Source organism: Trabulsiella odontotermitis (assembly GCF_030053895.1).
In the GTDB taxonomy this organism is placed as follows: domain Bacteria; phylum Pseudomonadota; class Gammaproteobacteria; order Enterobacterales; family Enterobacteriaceae; genus Trabulsiella; species Trabulsiella odontotermitis_C.
In genome coordinates this window covers 2,041,297-2,062,827 of sequence record NZ_CP125781.1, presented here as the reverse complement: position 1 = coordinate 2,062,827, position 21,531 = coordinate 2,041,297, and the positions used below count along the sequence as shown (strand labels likewise).

Sequence of the window (21,531 nt, the reverse complement as noted above, 5' to 3'; positions counted from 1 at the left end):
GCAGGTTCCGTTATAATCCGTCTCAGCTACCTGCCTGCGGAATCATAAATATGGACTATCACTTAACACTCAACTGGCCCGACTTTATCGAACGCTACTGGCAAAAACGTCCGGTGGTGTTAAAGCGGGGCATTGCTAATTTTCTCGATCCCATCACCCCTGATGAGCTGGCGGGGCTGGCGATGGAAAGCGAAGTCGACAGTCGTCTGGTCAGCCACCTCGACGGCAAATGGCAGGTCAGCCATGGCCCGTTCGAGAGTTATGATCATCTGGGTGAAAGCAACTGGTCGCTGCTGGTCCAGGCGGTCAACAACTGGCATGAACCCACTGCCGCGCTGATGCGCCCTTTCCGCGCCCTGCCTGACTGGCGAATCGACGATCTGATGATCTCTTTCTCCGTGCCCGGCGGCGGCGTGGGTCCGCACCTCGATCAGTATGATGTCTTTATTATTCAGGGTACCGGGCGCCGTCGCTGGCGCGTGGGCGAAAAAGTGCCGATGAAACAGCACTGCCCGCATCCTGACCTGCTGCAGGTGGATCCATTTGAAGCCATCATTGATGAAGAGATGGAGCCCGGCGACATTCTCTACATACCGCCAGGATTCCCGCACGAAGGTTATTCGCTGGAGAATTCGCTGAACTACTCCGTCGGTTTCCGCGCGCCGAGCGGCCGGGAAATGATCAGCGGTTTTGCCGACTACGTGCTGCAACGTGAGCTGGGTAGCCTGCGCTATACCGACCCTGACGTGCCATCGCGCGATCACCCTGCGGATATCCTGCCGTCAGAACTCGATCGCCTGCGCGACATGATGCTGTCGCTGATTAACCAGCCTGAGCACTTTAACCAGTGGTTTGGCGAGTTTGTTACCCAGTCCCGTCACGAGCTGGATGTCGCCCCGCCAGAACCGCCCTATCAGCCCGATGAGATTTACGACGCGCTGAAGCAAGGCGACAAGCTGGTACGTCTCGGCGGCTTGCGCGTACTGCGCATTGACGGCGAGGTTTACGTGAATGGTGAGAAGATTGACTCGCCGCATCGTCCGGCGCTGGAAGCGCTGGCCAGCCATATCGTGCTGAACGACAGCCACTTTGGCGATGCGCTGGAGGATCCGCCGTTCCTCGCCATGCTCGCCGCGCTGGTCAACAGCGGCTACTGGTTTTTTGAGGATTAAACCCACCAGCCACGCATAGTATTGTCGTATTCTTTTGCCCGGTGGCGCTACGCTTACCGGGCCTACCTGAACTTAGTATTGTAGGCCCGGTAAGCGTAGCGCCACCGGGCGTTTTACTTCCGCTCTCCCGCATCCATACTGTCCACTTCGCCTGCCCAGTCTTCCGGGTATAGTCCATACCGGACGTCACGATGAAACGTTGAATAGGGCCATTCCTTGACGAGACGAGCCCAGCCATGTTTTACCGGGTTGATATAGACATAATCCATGTGTCGTCTGTAATCCGTTTCATTGCGAATGGTGTGTTCCCAAAACCGTGGTTGCCAGATACCGGAAGCATTGATTCCTTTGGTGAACGTCTTCTTAATATCTCGCCAGCGACCGGAATAGTCGCTGTCATTTTCTGGTAGCGTCCAGATACAGTGCATATGTTCCGGCAAAATCACCCAGGCGTTAATCCTGAATGATTTCTGCCGTTTAACAGAGCGAACCGCGTCACGGAGCGTCTGAATGTGGCGTATCAACAAATCGCTTTGTCGATTTTGCAGATTAACAGTGAAAAACCAGGTGCCGCCATTAACGTATGAACGGCGATAATTTGACATGCAGCGCATCCTTGCCTTTTGCCCGGTGGCGCTACGCTTACCGGGCCTACGTTATATTTAGCGTTAATGCTTTGTGGTTAACTCGGCGATTCGCACAATCACCTGCACCGCTTTTTCCATCCCTTCCAGCGTCACGAACTCGTGCTTGCCGTGGTAGTTATATCCACCGGTAAACAGGTTCGGGCATGGCAGCCCCATGAAAGAGAGCTGCGCACCATCGGTGCCGCCGCGAATGGGTTTCAGTTGCGGTTCGATGTCGCAATCCTGCATCGCCTGGCGGGCAATCTCCAGAATATGCGGATGCTCCATGACTTTATCGCGCATGTTGTAATAACTGTCTTCAATCACCAGTTCGATGTAACAGTCCGGATGCAGACCTTTACCGACTTTTTTGGCGATCTCCATCATCTTACGTTTGCGCGCTTCAAACTCCTTACGGTCAAAATCGCGGATGATGTAATGCATTTCAGCGCGATCCACCGAACCTTTGATGCTGGCGAGATGATAAAACCCTTCGTAACCTTCTGTGGTTTCAGGGGTTTCATCCGTCGGTACTTCAGAATGAATGCGCGTCGCCAGCGTCAGGGCGTTAACCATTACCCCTTTTGCAGTACCGGGGTGAACGTTATTACCGACAATTTTGATGGTCACCGACGCCGCGTTGAAGTTTTCATATTCCAGTTCACCAACGCCGCCGCCATCCACGGTATATGCCCATTGCGCGCCAAATGCGGGAACGTCAAAAAACTTCGCCCCTTTCCCGACTTCTTCATCCGGGGTAAACGCGACACGAATATCACCATGGGGAATGTTCTTCCCTTTCAGGATAGCCAGCGCGGTCATGATTTCCGCAACACCGGCTTTGTCATCAGCCCCCAGCAGCGTCTTGCCGTCGGTGGTGATTAGCGTCTGGCCCAGAAGGTGATGCAATACCGGGAACATCACCGGTGAAAGCACTTCGTCGCCAATACCGAGGGCGATATCGCCGCCGCGATAGTTCTCGACGATCTGCGGATTGACGTTTTTCCCACTGAAATCAGGTGATGTATCGACGTGGGAAATAAATCCAATCGCCGGGATATCACCTGGCACATTGGCGGACAGCGTCCCCATCACGGTGCCTTTATCGCTCAGGGTGACGTTAACCAGTCCCATCTCTTCCAGCTGCTCTTTGAGCAAGCGCAACAGCTTCCACTGTCCTTCCGTGCTCGGTACCTGGCGCACGCCAGGCTTAGACTGCGTATCCAGAGAAACGTACTGTAAAAAACGCTCAAGTAATTTATCCATGTAGTCACCCTCATTTTTTGTGACAACATTATCAAGAAGCGCGAAAACACAAATATTGCGTCAGGTCACTTTTAGACCTGCAAGCGCCATTTTTTTTCATTCCACGATGAAATGAAATAAAGGTCGCTTATCAATGTATAACAAGGATTGGCGATTGCTGTGGTTTGCCGTAGAATGTCCGCCCTCATTAAGAGTCACCAAGGTGGTTAACCACGCACCCCGCATCGGCAATTTCCGTTGCGTTGATAAGGGACAGAGTAAAAAATTGACTACACAACCGTGTTCGCTATCACCGCTGGTACACCTGGCGGGGATTTGCAAAAGCTTTGATGGGAAAACGGTCATTGCAGATTTGAACCTGACCATCAAAAACGGTGAATTTCTCACCCTGCTGGGGCCTTCTGGCTGCGGTAAAACAACGGTACTGCGCCTGATTGCGGGGCTGGAAAATGTCGATGCTGGCAGGATCCACCTTGAAGGTCAGGATATCACTGATGTGCCCGCTGAAGATCGCCACGTCAACACCGTTTTCCAGAGTTACGCGCTGTTCCCGCACATGACGGTTTTTGAAAACGTCGCCTTCGGCCTGCGAATGCAAAAGACGCCAGCGGCTGAAATCCCTGCGCGCGTGACCGACGCCCTGCGGATGGTGCAGCTCGAAGAATTCGCCCAGCGTAAACCGCACCAGCTCTCCGGCGGTCAACAACAGCGAGTGGCAATTGCCCGCGCCGTGGTCAACAAACCCCGCCTGCTGCTGCTTGATGAATCCCTCTCCGCGCTCGACTATAAACTGCGCAAGCAGATGCAGAACGAACTCAAAGCGCTGCAACGTAAGCTTGGCATCACCTTCGTGTTTGTGACTCACGATCAGGAAGAGGCGCTGACCATGTCTGACCGCATCGTGGTGATGCGCGACGGTCGCATTGAGCAGGACGGCTCGCCGCGTGAAATCTATGAAGAGCCGAAAAACCTGTTTGTCGCCAGCTTCATTGGCGAAATTAACCACTTCGACGCCACGGTGATTGAGCGTCTCGACGAAAACCGCGTTCGCGCGAACGTGGAAGGCCGCGAGTGTAATATCTACGTCAATTTTTCGGTTGAAAAAGGCCAGAAGCTGAATGTGCTGTTGCGCCCGGAAGATTTACGCGTCGATGAAATCAACCATGACAACCACATCGAAGGGTTGATCGGTTACGTGCGCGAGCGCAACTACAAGGGCATGACGCTGGAATCAGTCGTCGAACTGGAAAGCGGCAAAATGGTGCTGGTCAGTGAGTTCTTCAACGAAGACGACCCGGATTTTGACCACTCCCTCGATCAAAAAATGGCGATCAACTGGGTAGAGAGCTGGGAGGTGGTACTGGCTGATGAAGAACACAAGTAAATTCCAGAATGTGGTGATTGTCACTATTGTCGGTTGGCTTGTGTTGTTTGTTTTCCTGCCTAACCTGATGATCATTGGCACCAGTTTTTTGACCCGCGACGACGCCAGTTTCGTCAGCCTGGTCTTTACACTGGACAACTACACGCGCCTGCTCGATCCGCTTTATTTTGATGTGCTGCTGCACTCGCTGAATATGGCGGTGATCGCTACCCTCGCCTGTCTGGTGCTGGGTTACCCCTTCGCCTGGTTTCTGGTTAAGCTGCCGAAGAAAGTCCGGCCTCTGCTGCTGTTTCTGCTGATTGTCCCGTTCTGGACTAACTCGCTGATCCGCATCTATGGCCTGAAAATTTTCCTCAGTACCAAAGGCTATCTCAACGAGTTTCTGCTGTGGCTGGGCATTATTGATACGCCGATGCGCATCATGTATACCCCCGGCGCGGTAATTATCGGACTGGTCTATATTCTGCTGCCGTTTATGGTGATGCCGCTCTACTCCAGCATTGAAAAACTGGATAAACCGTTGCTGGAAGCGGCGAGGGATCTGGGTGCCAGCAAGTTCCAGACCTTCGCCCGGATCATCATTCCGTTGACCATGCCGGGAATTGTTGCCGGCTGCCTGCTGGTGATGCTTCCGGCAATGGGGCTGTTCTATGTATCCGACCTGATGGGCGGCGCGAAAAACCTGCTCATTGGCAACGTGATCAAGAGCCAGTTCCTCAATATCCGCGACTGGCCGTTCGGTGCCGCTACCAGCATCACGCTGACAGTGGTAATGGGGCTGATGCTGCTGGTGTACTGGCGCGTCTCACGCATGCTGAATAAAAAGGTGGAACTGGAATGATCGGTCGACTGCTTCGCGGCGGTTTCATGACCGCCATTTACGCTTACCTGTATATCCCGATTATTATCCTCATCGTGAACTCGTTTAACCGTTCGCGCTTCGGGATCAACTGGCAGGGCTTTACCACCGACTGGTATAACCTGCTGCTGAACAACGACAGCCTGCTGCAGGCCGCTCAACATTCGCTGACCATGGCGGTGTTCTCCGCTACTTTTGCGACGCTGATCGGCTCGCTCACCGCCGTCGCACTGTATCGCTACCGTTTTCGCGGTAAACCTTTCGTCAGTGGCATGCTGTTTGTAGTGATGATGTCGCCGGATATCGTGATGGCAATTTCTCTGCTGGTGCTGTTTATGCTGCTGGGCATTCAGTTAGGCTTCTGGTCGCTGCTGTTTTCGCACATCACCTTCTGCCTGCCCTTCGTGGTAGTGACGGTCTTTTCGCGGCTGAACGGTTTTGATGTGCGGATGCTGGAAGCAGCGAAAGATCTTGGCGCCAGCGAGATAACCATTCTGCGCAAAATCATTCTGCCGTTGGCAATGCCTGCCGTGGCGGCGGGCTGGCTGCTGAGTTTTACCCTGTCGATGGACGATGTTGTCGTGTCGTCATTCGTCACCGGGCCGGGTTATGAAATTCTGCCATTGAAAATTTACTCAATGGTGAAAGTTGGCGTGTCACCCGAGGTGAATGCGCTGGCGACCATTCTGTTGGTTCTGTCGCTGGTGATGGTGATTGCCAGCCAGGTTATTGCTCGAGATAAAACAAAGAGCCTGTAAGGCTCGCTATTCAGGGGACGTTAATATGAAAAAATGGTCACGCCACCTGCTCGCGGCAGGCGCTCTCGCACTGGGCATGAGCGCTGCGCACGCGGACGACAGCAAAACGCTCTATTTCTACAACTGGACGGAATATGTGCCGCCGGGCCTGCTGGAGCAATTCACTAAAGAGACGGGCATCAAGGTTATCTATTCGACCTATGAATCGAATGAAACCATGTACGCCAAGCTCAAAACCTATAAAGACGGCGCGTACGATCTGGTGGTGCCATCCACCTATTTTGTCGACAAAATGCGCAAAGAGGGCATGATTCAGAAGATCGATAAAACGAAGCTGACCAACTTCCATAATCTCGATCCGGAAATGCTCAACAAACCGTTCGACCCGAACAACGACTATTCCATCCCCTATATCTGGGGCGCGACCACCATTGGTGTAAACAGCGACGCGATTGACCCGAAAACCGTCACTCGTTGGGCTGACCTGTGGAAACCGGAATACAAAGGCAGCCTGCTGCTGACCGACGATGCGCGTGAAGTCTTCCAGGTGGCGCTGCGTAAACTGGGGCTTTCCGGTAACACCACTGACCCTAAAGAGATTGAAGCGGCTTACAACGAGCTGAAAAAGCTGATGCCGAATGTGGCGGCGTTCAACTCCGATAACCCGGCGAATCCGTACATGGAAGGCGAAGTGAATCTGGGCATGGTGTGGAACGGCTCTGCGTGGGTGGCGCGCCAGGCAGGCACGCCACTGGAGGTGGTCTGGCCACAGGAAGGCGGTATTTTCTGGATGGACAGCCTCGCGATCCCGGCCAATGCGAAAAACGTCGATGGCGCGCTGAAGCTGATTAACTTCCTGCTGCGCCCGGATGTGGCAAAGCAGGTAGCGGAAACCATTGGCTACCCGACACCAAACCTGGCCGCGCGAAAACTGCTGAGCCCGGAAGTGGCGAACGACAAGTCACTTTATCCGGATGCGGAAACCATTAAACATGGCGAATGGCAGAATGACGTTGGCGATGCCAGCCGTCTTTATGAGGATTATTACCAGAAGCTGAAAGCAGGTCGTTAATGCCATCACCCTCTCCGCTCAGGAGAGGGTGAGCTACCGTTTAAAGCCCCTTCAATAATTTTTCGACAAACTCAGGCACCACCTGGCTTGCCAGTCCGTAATGTTTCTCTTCAAACTCACTTCCTACCTGGCTCGGTTCGAGATTCAGTTCGACGGTATGCGCGCCATGTAGTTTTGCCTCATGCACAAAACCGGCGGCAGGATAGACGTGACCCGACGTGCCGATGGCGATAAACACATCCGCCGTCGCCAGCGAGCTGTAGATCTCATCCATACCGAGCGGCATTTCGCCGAACCACACCACATGCGGACGCAGTAGCGCCGGGAACTGACAGCAGTGGCATTTATCGTCAGCCGTGACATCACCGGTCCACTCCAGCACCTGGCCGCTCCATGAGCAGCGAACCTTCAGTAGTTCACCATGCATGTGGATCACCCGCTGGCTCCCGGCCCGCTCATGCAGGTTATCGATGTTCTGCGTCACCAGCGTGAAGCGATCGCCGAGGGCTTCTTCCAGACGCGCTAACGCGATGTGCGCCGCGTTCGGCGCGATTTCCGGTTGCTGTAGCTGGCGACGCCGGGCGTTGTAAAACGCCTGCACCAGCGCTGGATCGCGGGCAAAACCTTCCGGTGTCGCCACATCTTCGACACGGTGCTCTTCCCATAAACCGTCCGCAGCGCGGAACGTGCGGATCCCGGATTCAGCGGAAATCCCCGCCCCGGTCAGCACGACGACTCTCGGTTTTTCCATCGCTTCCGGCATCACTTTATCTCTGAAAAAAATCCGCTGGCGCAGACGTTCGCGCAGTCGGCGTTTGTTACGGCGAAAACGACTCAGTCGATGTAAGCGACGCGTCAGCATAACAACACAACCCCTGTCATTAGTCAGTAAGGTGGAGAAAGGCGGCTCCGCGCATTCCTCCTGCATCCCCGTGGCGCGCCTGTTCAATACGCGGCACACGGGCGACGGGCAACAGATGGCGCGGCAAACGCGCCGCAAGGCCCTCTGTGATGGCACTAAAATTAGACAATCCGCCGCCAATTACCAGCAAATCCGGATCGACTATAGTCAGGATATTGCCAAGACAAACGGCAAGCAAATCCAGATAGCGTTCAACATGCTCACGCGCGCGTGCATCACCCTGCTGCCAGAGGGCAACAATGTCAGGGGATGACAGTGATTGCTGGTAAAAATGTTCATACAGCCAGGCAAAGCCCCGGCCAGAAAGATAATTTTCGATGCACCCCAGTTGCCCGCAACCGCAGCGCGTCAGCGGGAAATCGCGGCCCACGACCTCAAGAGCATCAACCGGCAGGCGAATATGGCCAAACTCACCGGTAATATAGCTATGCCCGGTGATCGACTTGCCGTTCAGCACCAGGCCACCGCCAACGCCGGTGCCGAGGATCAGCCCCATCACCAGCGGATACTGGGTAAATTCATCGTCCCAGGCTTCGGAGAGCGCAAAACAGTTGGCGTCGTTGTCGAGGCGGACATCGCGCCCGAGACGCGCGCTGAGATCCGCACGTAGCGGTCGACCGCTGGCGGCGGGAACGTTGGCGGCATACAGCGTGCCATCTGCTGTTTCCGGCATGCCTGGAATACCGATACCCACGGTGCCTTTGCCGCCAAAGCGCGCATCAGCCTGCGCCACCAGCGCGGCAATGGCCTCGATAAATTCGTCGTAGCTGTCGCGCGGCGTGGAAATACGGCTTTCCCACTGTAAGCGCCGATGGTCATCAAATACGCCCAGCGCAATTTTGGTGCCGCCAATATCAAATCCATAATACATAACGCATTCCTCTTTCTGATTTGGCGGCAACACCGTCAAACCATGACGAAATTACTGACCACTTAGCACCCTCGCTGGATCTATCCGGCTGGCGCGGCGGGCGGGATACCAGCTTGCCAGTAAACTCAGCAACAGTGCGGTGACCAGCACATAAATGACATCCAGCCAGTGCAGTTCCGACGGCAGGAAGTCAATAAAATAAATATCGCCCGACAGGAACTGATGGCCGGTCAGCGATTCAATACCTTTAATAATTGGCGTTAACTGGAAGGCGCCAATCACGCCAATCACCACGCCAATCAGGCTCCCCAGCAACCCGGCGAGCAGGCCATACCAGACGAAAATGGCGCGGATCAGGCCGTCTTTCGCCCCGAGCGTGCGCAGCACAGCGATGTCACCGCTCTTGTCTTTTACTGCCATGACCAGCGTCGAAACGATGTTAAAACAGGCCACGCCAATCACCAGCACCATCGCCAGATACATAATGGCGCGGATCATCTGGATATCGCGATACATATAGCCGTAAGTGCCAATCCAGCTCTTAATATACACGTAGCTGTTGGTGACCTCGCCCGCGTCACGCACCAGTTTATTGGCATTGAACACGTCATTAACTTTGATAGCGATACCCGTGACGCTGCTGCCCATATCGAGATATTGCTGCGCATCCTGCAAGGGAACCATCGCAAAACTGTGATCCAGTTGACCGCTCAGTTGCAGGATCCCGGTCACATGCAGGCGCACACGTTTTGGCTGCAACAGTTTATGTTCGTCGTCGGAATTGGGGATCATGATAGACACCCAGTCGCCCTGCTTCACGTGCAACGCATCGGCAATGCCTTTGCCGAGGATGATTTGCTGTTCACCCGCTTTAAAGCTGGCCCAGGCGTTATTCTGGACGAAACTCGGCAAGGCGCTGAGATGACTCTCCTGCGCCGGTTCCACCCCTTTCACCTGAATTGCGCGCAAGTTGCTGCCGCTCTCAATCAGGCCGGTGAAGTTGATGTATGGCGCAGCGGCGGCAATGCCGTTGACCTTTTCTACTTTGCTGAGCGCGCTGCTCCAGTCGTTCCACGGCTGGTTTACCGGCTCAATTTCGCCGTGTGGCACCACCGCCAGAATGCGGTTATTCAGCTCACGTTCAAAGCCGTTCATCGCGCTCAGGCCGACGATCAATACCGCCACCCCGAGGGCAATCCCGACGGTGGAAATCACCGATATCAGAGACACCATGCCGCTGCGACGACGGCCCCGGCTAAAGCGTAAGCCAATCAGTAACGATAACGGTGAAGCCATTAATCTGCTCCCATCAGGGTCGTTTCTTCCGACAGATGTCCGTCACGCATCTCCAGTTGGCGGCTCATGCGTTTCGCCAGATGCAGATCGTGGGTCACGACCAGAAACGCCGTCCCCTGCGAGGCGTTCAGTTCGCCGAGCAACTGGAAAATGCTGTCAGCGTTACGGGCGTCGAGGTTACCGGTCGGCTCGTCCGCCAGCACCAGACGCGGATTGTTGACCAGTGCACGGGCGATCGCCACGCGCTGTCGCTCACCACCGGAAAGCTCAGACGGTCGGTGATTCGCCCGGTGTCCCAGCCCTACCGCTTCCAGCATGGCCAGCGCGCGCTGCTGAATTTCCGCCGGTTTTTTCCGGCCAATCAGCAGCGGCATCGCGACGTTTTCCTGTGCGGTAAAATCCGGCAGTAGATGGTGAAACTGGTAGATAAAGCCCAGGTCACGGTTACGCAGCTCTGCCTTTGCCGCGGAAGAGAGCTGGCTCAGCGGCTGACCGCTGAAAATCACATCGCCGGAGGTGGGGGTATCCAGCCCGCCCAGCAGATGCAGCAGCGTACTTTTGCCGGAGCCGGAGCTGCCGACAATCGCCATCATCTCCCCTTCCTTCACACTGAAGCTAACGTCGTGCAGCACGTCCGTCTGGACCGAGCCTTCCTGATAGCGTTTGCACAGGTTGTCGCATTGCAACAGGATCTTATTCATAACGTAATGCCTCAGCGGGTTGAGTGGCGGCAGCGCGCCAGGAAGGGTAAAGCGTAGAAAGTAAAGCAATCGCCATCGCCACCAGCGCAATCAGCACCACCTGCAGCGGCTCGATGGCAACCGGCAACGCCGCGCCATCGAGGAAGGCGCCGATGACCGGCATCAGGTTATTGAGCTGGCTGGCAAGCAATACGCCAAGCACCGCACCGAGTAACGCGCCGATGATCCCGGCGCTGGCGCCCTGCACCATAAAGACCGCCATGATCTGACGCGGTGTGAGCCCCTGCGTTTGCAGAATGGCGACTTCGCCCTGTTTTTCCATCACCATCAGCCCCAGCGAGGTGATGATGTTAAATGCCGCGACGGCGACGATCAGGCTCAGCAATAGCCCCATCATATTTTTTTCCATCCGTACGGCCTGGAACAGCTCGCCTTTACGATCGCGCCAGTCCTGCCATTTCGTGCCGTCCGGCAGTTTTTGCTGGCTCAGGGTATCGACCTGCAATGGTTGATCCAGCCACAGACGCCAGCCGGTAATATTTCCGGCCGGATAACGCAGCAGACGCGAGGCGTCCTGGATATTCACCAGCATCTGGTAGCCGTCTACTTCACTGTTGGCGGCGAAGGTGCCGATGATGGTAAACAGACGCTGGCTCGGCAGCCGCCCCATCGGGGTGAACTGGCTGGCAGAGGGCACCATCACGCGGATTTGCTCGCCACGCTTCACGCCCAGTTGACCGGCAAGCTGCTCGCCAAGAATGACGTTGTATTTGCCCGGTTCGAGATCAGTTTGTTTAACGTTCACCAGATACGGCGTCAGCGGATCTTTTTGCGCCGGATCGATACCCAGCATCACACCCACCGCGACGCTGCGCGCGCTTTGCAGCACCACATCGCCCGTGGAGAGCGGCGCGATACGGTTCACACCCTGTAATTTGAGCGCATCTGACGGCAACGTCTGCGGGTTAATCGACCCCTGCTTCGCGCCAAGAATGGCCTGCGGCATTAGCCCCAGAATGTTGTTTTGCAGCTCGCGTTCAAAGCCGTTCATCACTGACAGCACGGTCACCAGCGCCATCACGCCAAGGGTGATGCCGATAGTCGACAGCCAGGAGACGAAGCGACCGAAGCGGTCCGCTGCACGCCCGCGCATATAGCGAAGGCCGATAAATAGTGCGACAGGTTGGTACATGTAATCCGTCTGGTTACTGATAGCAGATGCACGAGTATATAAGCGAAAGCGCGGAGCGTAAATCTGAGAAGTCAGATCTGGCGGGCCTGATCTTAATCTGAAAATGAACAAAATACAGAATGTTACTCATTACTCGTCGCGCTGAGCCCGGCACGATCGTCCTTTCATTAATGGCAAAGAAAGGCATTGAGCGCGATGAAACAAAAAGCGTTGTGGATCAACCAAATCAAGGGATTATGCATCTGTCTGGTGGTGGTGTATCACTCGGTGATCACCTTCTATCCCCACCTGAGCGGCTTCCATCATCCCTGGTCAGAGACGCTGGCGAAGTGCTGGGTTTACTTTAATTTATATCTGGCGCCGTTTCGTATGCCGGTATTTTTCTTTATTTCAGGCTTTCTGATCCGTCGTTATATTGACGACGTCAGTTGGCGCGACGGGTTTAACAAACGCATCTGGGCAATTTTCTATGTACTGATGCTGTGGGGCATTCTGCAATGGCTGGCGTTAAGTGAAATCAACCTCTGGCTGGCGCCGGAACGCGATCTGAGCGGAGCGTCAAATGCTGCCTACGCGGGCAATACCAACGAGTTTCTGCACGGTATGCTGACCGCCAGCACCAGTCTGTGGTACCTCTACGCGTTGGTCGTCTATTTCATCTTCTGCAAAGTCACTCACCGTTTCAAAGCCCCGACGCTGGTCGCGCTGGCCTTGCTCAGCATCGCCATCAATTTCCTCCCTACGCCGTGGTGGGGAATGAACAGCGTGCTGCGTAACGTGATCTACTATGCGCTGGGTGCCTGGTACGGCACGGCGCTGATGGCGTGGATGAAGAACTTCAACCTGCGCCGTTACTGGCTACCACTCGCTCTCGCAGCGGTCTTCGCCGTGGTCACCTGGTTTGCCCGCACGCCGCTGTTTCTGTCGTTGCTGTCGATTTTCATCATCATGAAGTTGTTCTACGCTGTCGGGCGTCGTATTGAGCCGCAGGAAGCGGGTGTGTTGAATGTGATAGGCTCGAACACCATTGCTATCTACACCACGCATCGCATTCTGGTGGAGATTATCAGCCTGGCGACGCTGCATTATCTGACTGCAACGAATGACTCCGCCGCCGTTGAGCTGGGGCTGATACTAGTCTATCCGTTCCTGGCGCTGGGGCTGTGCGTACTGGCAGGACTCGTTGCGCGCCGCCTCTCCCGCGCCGCGTTTGGCGATGTGCTTTTCACGCCACCCTCACGAACGTTTGCTAATGCGTGACGATCGGGGATAATAATCAGCATTGAATTTCAGCGATTTGCCCCCATACTTCGGGGCAAATCCTTACGAGATATTGATGTCATTTATGCCTGAAAAACAACGATACGTCCTGCCCGCAAAAGCAGGCGAGCAGCGTCTGCTGGGCGAGTTAACCGGCGCCGCCTGTGCGACAGAAGTTGCCGAAATCATTGAACGTCATCGCGGTCCCGTGGTGTTGATTGCGCCGGACATGCAGAACGCGCTACGGTTGCAGGATGAAGTCAGGCAGTTTACCGATCAGCTGGTGATGAACCTCGCGGACTGGGAAACGCTCCCCTACGACAGTTTTTCCCCGCATCAGGAAATCATCTCTTCCCGCCTCTCCACGCTGTATCAGTTGCCGACCATGCAGCGCGGTGTGCTTATCGTCGCGCTGAGTACATTGATGCAGCGCGTGTGCCCGCACAGTTTCCTCCACGGCCACGCGCTGGTAATGAAAAAAGGGCAGCAGCTCTCCCGCGATGCCCTGCGCGCGCAGCTCGACAGCGCCGGGTACCGGCATGTCGATCAGGTGATGGAGCATGGCGAATATGCCACCCGAGGCGCATTGCTGGATCTCTACCCGATGGGCAGCGAACAGCCCTATCGTCTCGATTTCTTTGATGATGAAATCGACAGCCTGCGTCTGTTTGATGTCGATTCGCAACGCACGCTGGAAGAGGTTGAGGCGATTAACTTACTGCCTGCGCATGAATTCCCGACGGACAAAGCCGCGATTGAACTGTTCCGCAGCCAGTGGCGCGATAAGTTCGACGTCAAACGCGATGCCGAACATATCTATCAACAGGTCAGCAAAGGCACGCTCCCGGCGGGGATCGAATACTGGCAGCCGCTGTTTTTCAGCGAACCGCTACCGACGCTGTTCAGCTATTTCCCGGCAAATACGTTGCTGGTGAATACCGGCGATCTCGAGGCCAGTGCTGACCGCTTTCAGAAAGAGGCGCAGGCGCGCTTTGAAAGCCGCGGCGTCGATCCGATGCGCCCGTTACTGCCGCCCGAGCAACTCTGGCTGCGCCCTGACGCGCTGTTCAGTGAGCTGAAAAAATGGCCCCGCGTTCAGCTTAAAAAAGAGCATCTGACGGAAAAAGCCGCGCATCAGAATCTGGGCTATCAGACGTTGCCGGATCTCGCCATTCAGGCGCAGCAGAAATCGCCGCTGGATAACTTACGTAAATTCCTTGAGTCCTTCACCGGCCCGGTGATTTTCTCCGTGGAGAGTGAGGGCCGCCGTGAAGCGCTGGGTGAACTGCTGGCGCGCATCAAGCTGGCGCCAAAACGTATTCTTCGTCTTGAAGATGCTGCCGACAGCGGGCGTTACCTGATGCTCGGCGCAGCGGAGCATGGCTATATTGATACCCTGCGCAACCGGGCGCTCATTTGTGAAAGTGACCTGCTCGGCGAGCGCGTGGCGCAGCGCCGTCAGGACAGTCGCCGGACCATCAATCCGGACACTCTCATTCGAAACCTGGCGGAGCTGCATCCGGGTCAGCCGGTGGTGCATCTCGAGCACGGCGTCGGGCGTTATGCCGGGCTTACTACGCTCGAAGCAGGCGGCATCATGGGCGAATACCTGATGCTGACCTACGCAGGCGATGCAAAACTGTACGTACCGGTGTCGTCGTTGCATCTGATTAGCCGTTATGCCGGCGGTGCGGAAGATAACGCGCCACTGCACAAACTTGGCGGTGACGCCTGGGCGCGGGCGCGGCAGAAAGCGGCTGAGAAAGTCCGCGATGTCGCCGCCGAGCTGTTAGATATTTACGCCCAGCGCGCGGCGAAATCGGGCTTTGCCTTTAAGCACGATCGCGAACAGTACCAGCTTTTTTGTGACAGCTTCCCCTTCGAAACCACGCCGGATCAGGCGCAGGCCATCAACGCTGTGCTCAGCGACATGTGCCAGCCGCTGGCGATGGATCGTCTGGTCTGCGGCGACGTGGGCTTTGGTAAAACGGAAGTGGCGATGCGCGCCGCCTTCCTGGCCGTCGAAAACAACAAACAGGTCGCGGTGCTGGTGCCAACCACTCTGCTCGCACAGCAGCACTTTGACAACTTCCGTGACCGCTTTGCTAACTGGCCGGTACGCATCGAGATGCTCTCCCGTTTCCGTAGCGCAAAAGAGCAGACGCAAGTGCTAGAGCAGGCCGCCGCAGGCAAAATCGATATTCTGATTGGGACTCACAAGCTGCTGCAAAGCGATGTGAAGTGGAAAGATCTTGGGCTGTTGATCGTCGATGAAGAGCACCGTTTTGGGGTGCGTCATAAAGAGCGCATCAAAGCGATGCGTGCGGATGTCGACATCCTGACGCTAACTGCAACGCCGATTCCGCGCACGCTGAACATGGCGATGAGCGGGATGCGTGATCTGTCGATCATCGCCACACCACCGGCACGCCGTCTGGCAGTGAAAACGTTCGTACGTGAATACGACAGTCTGGTGGTACGCGAAGCGATTCTGCGTGAAGTGCTGCGTGGCGGACAGGTCTACTACCTGTACAACGATGTGGAAAATATTCAGAAAGCGGCGGATCGGCTGGCGGAACTGGTGCCGGAAGCGCGCATCGCGATTGGTCACGGGCAGATGCGCGAGCGTGAGCTTGAGCGGGTGATGAATGATTTCCACCACCAGCGTTTTAACGTACTGGTTTGCACCACTATCATCGAAACCGGGATCGACATTCCGACGGCAAACACGATTGTCATCGAACGCGCCGACCATTTCGGGTTGGCGCAGTTGCATCAGTTACGCGGCCGCGTGGGGCGCTCACACCATCAGGCCTATGCCTGGCTGTTGACGCCGCACCCGAAAGCGATGACCACCGATGCGCAAAAGCGTCTCGAAGCGATTGCGTCGCTGGAAGATCTGGGCGCCGGTTTCGCGCTGGCGACGCACGACCTTGAAATCCGTGGTGCTGGTGAGTTGCTTGGCGAAGATCAGAGCGGTCAGATGGAAACCATCGGCTTCTCGCTGTACATGGAACTGCTGGAAAATGCAGTAGATGCGCTGAAAGCAGGCCGCGAACCGTCGCTGGAAGATCTCACCAGCCAGCAGACGGAAGTGGAGTTGCGGATGCCGTCTCTGCTGCCGGACGATTTCATTCCGGATGTGAATACACGCCTCTCCTTCTACAAGCGCATTGCCAGCGCAAAAAGTGAAAACGCACTGGAAGAGCTGAAAGTCGAGCTGATTGACCGCTTCGGCCTGCTGCCCGATCCGGCGCGGAATTTGCTGGATATCGCCCGCTTGCGCCAGCAGGCGCAAAAACTTGGTATCAGGAAGCTGGAAGGCAATGAAAAAGGCGGTGTGATTGAATTTAACGAGAAAAATCACGTTAACCCGGCATGGCTGATTGGCCTTTTGCAGAAGCAACCACAACATTTCCGCCTCGACGGTCCCACCCGTCTCAAATTTATGCAGGAGCTTGGCGAGCGCAAAACCCGCATGGACTGGGTGCGCCAGTTTATGCAGCAGCTTGAAGAGAACGCGGTCGCCTGAATGATGCCGCCGCCGGGTGGCAGTGGCTGCCCGGCGTACAGGACGTGAATTTACAAATTCTTTGCAATCCAGTGAAACATTTTCTCATTAATTGAATCCATAATAGACGTTTAGCCGTTTCATTAGCTGACAATTACCATGATGGATATTCAGTGATGATTAAACCTGTCGCGTTTTTCCGCTGGCTACCGCTGTTAATGGTCGCCTCATTTCTCTCGCTCGCCCTTCCCGCTCACGCCAATACCTGGCCGTTGCCGCCGGAAGGCAGTCGCGTGGTGGGCGAAAACCGCTTTCATGTCGTTGAAAATGACGGTGGCTCGCTGGAGGCGATTGCCAAAAAATACAACGTCGGCTTTCTTGCGCTGCTTCAGGCAAATCCGGGAGTGGATCCTTACGTTCCCCGCGCCGGTAGCGTACTAACAATCCCGTTGCAGACTTTGCTGCCGGACGCGCCACGGGTAGGCATTGTGATCAACCTGGCCGAGTTGCGTCTCTATTATTATCCGCCAGGCAAAAACGTGGTGACCGTTTATCCGATCGGTATTGGCCAGCTCGGCGGCGATACGCTGACGCCAACCATGGTCACAACAGTATCTGACAAACGCGCAAATCCGACCTGGACGCCCACCGCTAACATTCGCGCGCGCTATAAAGCACAGGGCACTATTTTGCCAGCGGTGGTTCCGGCGGGCCCGGATAACCCGATGGGCCATCACGCGATCCGCCTCGCGGCTTATGGTGGTGTGTATCTTCTGCACGGCACCAACGCTGATTTCGGCATCGGTATGCGGGTCAGCTCCGGCTGTATTCGCCTGCGCGATGACGACATCGAAACGCTGTTCAGAGTGATTCAGCCAGGTACGAAGGTCAATATCATCAATACGCCTGTCAAAACCTCGGTAGAACCCGGCGGTGTACGTCTGGTCGAAGTGCACCAGCCGCTGTCGAAGGATATTGATGACGATCCGCAGACGCTGCCGATTGTTCTGACATCCGCCATGCAGACATTCAAAGCAGCGCCACAAACAGATGCTGACGTGATGACGCAAGTAATGGAAATACGCTCAGGTATGCCGGTGGATGTGAGTCGTCATGAAGAAGCGGCACAGCAAACGCTGTAATGTCTCCCGCGAAAAGAAAAAAGCCCTGCTTCAGAAGCAGGGCTTTTTTGTGGCAGTGGCATCAAGGGTTAGCGATGCTTATTTGTAGATGACAGCGGTACCGTGGAGGGTGTTAGGACCGGTCACAGAGGTAATACGGAAAGATTTTGCACCCATGGCGTCAGCTTTTTGCGCCAGTTCGTCTTCCAGCGAACCCAGGTTAGTTCCTGCTGTTGCGGAGATAGTCCCCACTTTATGCTGATCGACCGGAGTGGATTGCACTTCAACCGCCGCAAAGCTGGCAAATGACAGTGAGCTAAGAGCAGCTGCCGCAATCAGAGTTTTGATACTTTTCATGATGATGAACCTTTGCAGATGAATTATGTACTGCCGTTAATTATTAAATTAACGAACGATACAGAAATCATAATGTGATCCACATCACACGTCAATATAATTTTTTAATGATCATTAAAATAATCTAAAAATCCATATTTTTCATACCGATAGGATTTTTTTATTTTTGTGGTGTCGCCACTGGTCGTACATAAGATTTATTTTTATAATAGGCACGTTTTCATTACTGACTAAGGTACACCGGCACCATGACAACTGACGTTCCGAGTTGCACAAAAAAAAGCCGTGGCCGACCTAAAGTGTTCGACAGGGATGTGGCGCTTGATAAGGCCATGACACTCTTCTGGCAACATGGCTATGAAGCCACGTCGCTGGCAGATCTCGTAGAAGCGACGGGTGCGAAAGCCCCCACCCTTTACGCTGAATTCGTTAATAAAGAAGGACTGTTTCGCGCCGTGCTTGACCGCTATGTGGCGCGTTTTGCAGCAAAACATGAAGCACAACTCTTTTGCGAAGAAAAGCCGCTAGAACAGGTTTTACGTGATTATTTCACTGCTGTTGCTGCCTGTTTTACCGACAAAGCAACCCCGGCGGGCTGTTTTCTGATCAGCACCTCAGCGACGCTCGCGGCATCATCAAAAGAGATTGCGAAAACGATTAAATCCCGCCACGCCATGCAGGAGCAGACGTTGTGTCAGTTCCTCGCACAACGGCAACAGCGCGGTGAAATTCCACAGGGTAAAGATATTAAGGCTCTGGCGCAGTTTCTGAGCTGCATCCTGCAGGGGATGTCCATCAGCGCCCGTGACGGCGCCAGCTTTGAATCGCTGATGCAAATCACCAACACTACGTTACGTCTGTGGCCGCAAATCCTCGCCGCCTGACATAAAAAAAGCCCCTCAGCCTGAGCGAATGAGGGGCTAACATACCGGGAACTGCTTTTTTACGCTTTATTATTCAGGATCAGCTGGCCGTTATTATCCAGCGGGATCTGCGTACCAGGATCTTTGTCCATACGGATTTTCCCCTGCTGGTCGCCAATCTTGTAGGTCACGTCATAGCCAAGCATTTTTTCCGACTTGTCGTACACCGTTTTACAGCGCTGCTGCGTAGTGGTGTAGGTGTCGTTGTCCTGCATCGCCCCCTGCACCTGGTTACCGGCGTAACCACCGCCCAGCGCGCCGACGACCGTGGCGACATCGCGCCCGCGTCCTCCGCCGAATTGATGGCCGATGACCCCACCGGCGACTGCGCCAAGTACCGAGCCAGCAAGGCGGTTTTCGTCCTGTACCGGACGACGATGGGTGACGGCGACGTTGCGGCATTCCTGTCGCGGCGTTTTGATGGTTTCTTTAATCGGGGTGGCGGAAACCACCTGTGCAAACTGTGGGCCGCGATCAAAGACGTTCAGACTGGCTACTGCCGCCACGCCCAGCGCGGCAGCCACGCCAATCCCTATGCCCGCTAACATTGATTTATTCACGGGAGTTCCTCCTTTGTTGCTGTTAGTAACAATTTTGCAACCAGCGAAGGGGTTAAGCAAATCAGAAAACGGATGAAAAATGCGTGATCGTCGGGCAAATCGTATCGATTCAGAGTACTCTTAAGCGATAAAAGCGATCTGCCGAAGGATATGCTGAAAAGCATTGACCCGGCAGCAAGTCCGGGTCAGCGTTAAAACGCGGAATTAATGCAGCTTCAGGCGGGGGCGAATGACGCGGTTAATACTGCCCACCAGCATCATCAGGCCGGTTTTGAAGTAACCGTGCAGCGCAATCTGATGCATGCGGTACAGCGAAATATAGACCATTCGCGCAATACGCCCTTCCACCATCATCGAACCGCGCATCAGGTTACCCATCAGGCTGCCGACGGTAGAGTAGTTCGACAGCGACACCAGCGAACCGTGATCTTTATAAACGTACGATTTCAGGGTCTTGCCTTTCATCTGCGCCAGAATGTTGTTTAACGCACAGGTCGCCATCTGATGTGCCGCCTGAGCACGCGGAGGGACGAACCCCCCTTCCGGGCGAGCGCAGGAAGCGCAGTCCCCAATTGCATAAATATCCGCATCGCGGGTTGTCTGTAGCGTTGGCTCCACCACCAGTTGGTTAATGCGGTTGGTTTCGAGACCGCCAATCTCTTTCATAAAGTCCGGCGCTTTAATGCCTGCCGCCCAGACCATCAGATCGGCTTTGATGTACTCGCCTTCTTTGGTATGCAAGCCGCCTTCGTCCGCGCTGGTGACCATGGTTTGCGTCAGTACGCGCACGCCTATTTTCGTCAGCTCGTTGTGCGCGGCACCAGAAATGCGCGGCGGCAGCGCAGGCAGAATACGCTCACCCGCTTCCACCAGCGTGACGTTCAGCGCTTCGTTGGTCAGCCCTTTGTAGCCGTAGCTGTGCAGCTGTTTCACTGCATTATGTAATTCAGCAGAGAGCTCAACGCCGGTCGCCCCACCACCGACAATCGCAATATTTACCTTACCGTTCGCGCCGAGATGGCTGGAATGCTTAAGGAACAGGTTGAGCATTTCCTGATGGAAACGGCGCGCCTGATGCGGGTTATCCAGGAAGATGCAGTGATCTTTCACACCTGGCGTATTGAAATCGTTTGAGGTGCTGCCCAGCGCCATCACCAGCGTGTCGTACGGCAGTTTGCGCTCCGGTACCAGCAGGTCGCCCTTGCTGTCGCGGATTTCCGCAAGTGTGATAGTTTTGCTCTCACGATTGATATCGACCACTGAACCCAACTGGAACTGGAAATGATGGTTTCGCGCATGCGCCAGATAGCTCAGCGCATCAACGCCCTCATCCAGTGAACCGGTCGCCACTTCATGCAACAGCGGTTTCCACAAATGACTGTGGTTGCGATCCACCAGCGTGATTTTTGCTTTTTTGCCACGGCCCAGCTTTCTGCCTAACTGCGTAGCCAGTTCCAGCCCGCCAGCACCACCGCCTACAATCACTATTTTTTTCAATGGTGTAGTCAACGTGACCCCCTCAAATTATTAACCAATTGTTAATTAAAAGTTATTGAAATAGCCTTTAATTAACAACAGGTTACCTGCGCGAAACCATTCAGCAGCACTGAGAATAACACGAACGGTGCATTGGTCATACCAAAATTGATATGCATCAAGTTTTGCGGTTGTATTGATCAA

At 54.9% G+C, this 21,531-nt stretch carries 19 protein-coding genes; 9 read left to right on the top strand and 10 right to left on the bottom strand.

Annotated elements, in window-relative coordinates; genetic code table 11:
• Window positions 1-50: 50 nt before the first annotated feature.
• Complete coding sequence (locus QMG90_RS09850; protein WP_283283637.1) at window positions 51-1,172, top strand: ribosomal protein uL16 3-hydroxylase; 1,122 nt, start codon at window positions 51-53, stop codon at window positions 1,170-1,172.
• A 113-nt stretch (window positions 1,173-1,285) separates the two neighbouring features.
• On the opposite strand, the gene QMG90_RS09845 is transcribed toward QMG90_RS09850, so the two are convergent.
• Both QMG90_RS09845 and pepT read right to left on the bottom strand, forming a co-directional pair.
• A complete protein-coding gene (locus QMG90_RS09845) occupies window positions 1,286-1,777 on the bottom strand; it encodes an REP-associated tyrosine transposase (protein WP_283283636.1) in 492 nt (163 codons plus the stop codon).
• 63 nt (window positions 1,778-1,840) lie between these two features.
• Entirely contained in the window at window positions 1,841-3,064 is a 1,224-nt protein-coding gene (gene pepT, locus QMG90_RS09840) for a peptidase T (protein WP_283283635.1), read from the bottom strand.
• A gap of 223 nt (window positions 3,065-3,287) precedes the next feature.
• On the opposite strand from pepT, the gene potA reads away from it, so the two are divergent.
• From potA to potD, 4 genes are read left to right on the top strand one after another with little or no spacing between them, the layout of a single operon-like run.
• Window positions 3,288-4,448 (top strand): spermidine/putrescine ABC transporter ATP-binding protein PotA, encoded by a 1,161-nt coding sequence (gene potA, locus QMG90_RS09835; RefSeq protein WP_283283930.1) that lies wholly within the window; start codon window positions 3,288-3,290, stop codon window positions 4,446-4,448.
• Complete coding sequence (gene potB, locus QMG90_RS09830) at window positions 4,432-5,289, top strand: spermidine/putrescine ABC transporter permease PotB (protein WP_283283634.1); 858 nt, start codon at window positions 4,432-4,434, stop codon at window positions 5,287-5,289. Before potA ends, potB begins: the two co-directional genes overlap by 17 nt.
• Entirely contained in the window at window positions 5,286-6,065 is a 780-nt protein-coding gene (gene potC / locus QMG90_RS09825) for a spermidine/putrescine ABC transporter permease PotC (protein WP_038154452.1), read from the top strand. The genes potB and potC overlap by 4 nt, the downstream gene beginning before the upstream one ends.
• A 25-nt stretch (window positions 6,066-6,090) precedes the next feature.
• Entirely contained in the window at window positions 6,091-7,137 is a 1,047-nt protein-coding gene (gene potD, locus QMG90_RS09820) for a spermidine/putrescine ABC transporter substrate-binding protein PotD (protein ID WP_283283633.1), read from the top strand.
• Window positions 7,138-7,177: 40 nt separating this feature from the next.
• Here the strand turns inward: potD and cobB are convergent, their stop codons facing one another.
• The 5 genes from cobB to lolC are packed head-to-tail and all read right to left on the bottom strand — an operon-like array spanning window position 7,178 to window position 12,119.
• Entirely contained in the window at window positions 7,178-7,999 is an 822-nt protein-coding gene (cobB, locus tag QMG90_RS09815) for a Sir2 family NAD+-dependent deacetylase (protein WP_283283632.1), read from the bottom strand.
• Between the two features lie 19 nt (window positions 8,000-8,018).
• On the bottom strand, window positions 8,019-8,930 hold the full coding sequence (nagK, locus tag QMG90_RS09810) for an N-acetylglucosamine kinase (protein ID WP_283283631.1): 912 nt from the start codon (window positions 8,928-8,930) through the stop codon (window positions 8,019-8,021).
• Between the two features lie 51 nt (window positions 8,931-8,981).
• The gene (lolE, locus tag QMG90_RS09805; RefSeq protein WP_283283630.1) at window positions 8,982-10,226 is read right to left on the bottom strand and encodes a lipoprotein-releasing ABC transporter permease subunit LolE; all 1,245 of its coding nucleotides are present in this window, start codon (window positions 10,224-10,226) and stop codon (window positions 8,982-8,984) included.
• Window positions 10,226-10,927 (bottom strand): lipoprotein-releasing ABC transporter ATP-binding protein LolD, encoded by a 702-nt coding sequence (gene lolD, locus QMG90_RS09800; protein WP_283283629.1) that lies wholly within the window; start codon window positions 10,925-10,927, stop codon window positions 10,226-10,228. Before lolD ends, lolE begins: the two co-directional genes overlap by 1 nt.
• Window positions 10,920-12,119: a lipoprotein-releasing ABC transporter permease subunit LolC gene (gene lolC, locus QMG90_RS09795; RefSeq protein ID WP_283283628.1), complete on the bottom strand. Its 1,200-nt coding sequence runs from the start codon at window positions 12,117-12,119 to the stop codon at window positions 10,920-10,922. The genes lolD and lolC overlap by 8 nt, the downstream gene beginning before the upstream one ends.
• A 195-nt stretch (window positions 12,120-12,314) precedes the next feature.
• Between lolC and QMG90_RS09790 the strand changes: the two genes are divergently transcribed.
• The 3 genes from QMG90_RS09790 to ldtC all read left to right on the top strand — a co-directional run bounded on the left by QMG90_RS09790 (window position 12,315) and on the right by ldtC (window position 18,032).
• On the top strand, window positions 12,315-13,379 hold the full coding sequence (locus tag QMG90_RS09790; RefSeq protein WP_283283627.1) for an acyltransferase family protein: 1,065 nt from the start codon (window positions 12,315-12,317) through the stop codon (window positions 13,377-13,379).
• A gap of 85 nt (window positions 13,380-13,464) precedes the next feature.
• Complete coding sequence (mfd, locus tag QMG90_RS09785) at window positions 13,465-16,911, top strand: transcription-repair coupling factor (RefSeq protein ID WP_283283626.1); 3,447 nt, start codon at window positions 13,465-13,467, stop codon at window positions 16,909-16,911.
• A gap of 155 nt (window positions 16,912-17,066) precedes the next feature.
• Window positions 17,067-18,032, top strand: a complete 966-nt coding sequence (ldtC, locus tag QMG90_RS09780; protein ID WP_419097920.1) for a L,D-transpeptidase LdtC — start codon at window positions 17,067-17,069, stop codon at window positions 18,030-18,032.
• A gap of 78 nt (window positions 18,033-18,110) precedes the next feature.
• Here the strand turns inward: ldtC and bhsA are convergent, their stop codons facing one another.
• Entirely contained in the window at window positions 18,111-18,368 is a 258-nt protein-coding gene (bhsA, locus tag QMG90_RS09775; RefSeq protein ID WP_283283625.1) for a multiple stress resistance protein BhsA, read from the bottom strand.
• 248 nt (window positions 18,369-18,616) lie between these two features.
• Between bhsA and QMG90_RS09770 the strand changes: the two genes are divergently transcribed.
• A complete protein-coding gene (locus QMG90_RS09770; protein ID WP_283283624.1) occupies window positions 18,617-19,252 on the top strand; it encodes a TetR/AcrR family transcriptional regulator in 636 nt (211 codons plus the stop codon).
• Window positions 19,253-19,311: 59 nt separating this feature from the next.
• Here QMG90_RS09770 and QMG90_RS09765 read toward each other — a convergent pair whose 3' ends face one another.
• Both QMG90_RS09765 and QMG90_RS09760 read right to left on the bottom strand, forming a co-directional pair.
• The gene (locus QMG90_RS09765; protein ID WP_283283623.1) at window positions 19,312-19,851 is read right to left on the bottom strand and encodes a glycine zipper 2TM domain-containing protein; all 540 of its coding nucleotides are present in this window, start codon (window positions 19,849-19,851) and stop codon (window positions 19,312-19,314) included.
• Window positions 19,852-20,055: 204 nt separating this feature from the next.
• Window positions 20,056-21,360 (bottom strand): NAD(P)/FAD-dependent oxidoreductase, encoded by a 1,305-nt coding sequence (locus QMG90_RS09760; protein WP_283283622.1) that lies wholly within the window; start codon window positions 21,358-21,360, stop codon window positions 20,056-20,058.
• Between the last annotated feature and the right edge of the window lie 171 nt (window positions 21,361-21,531).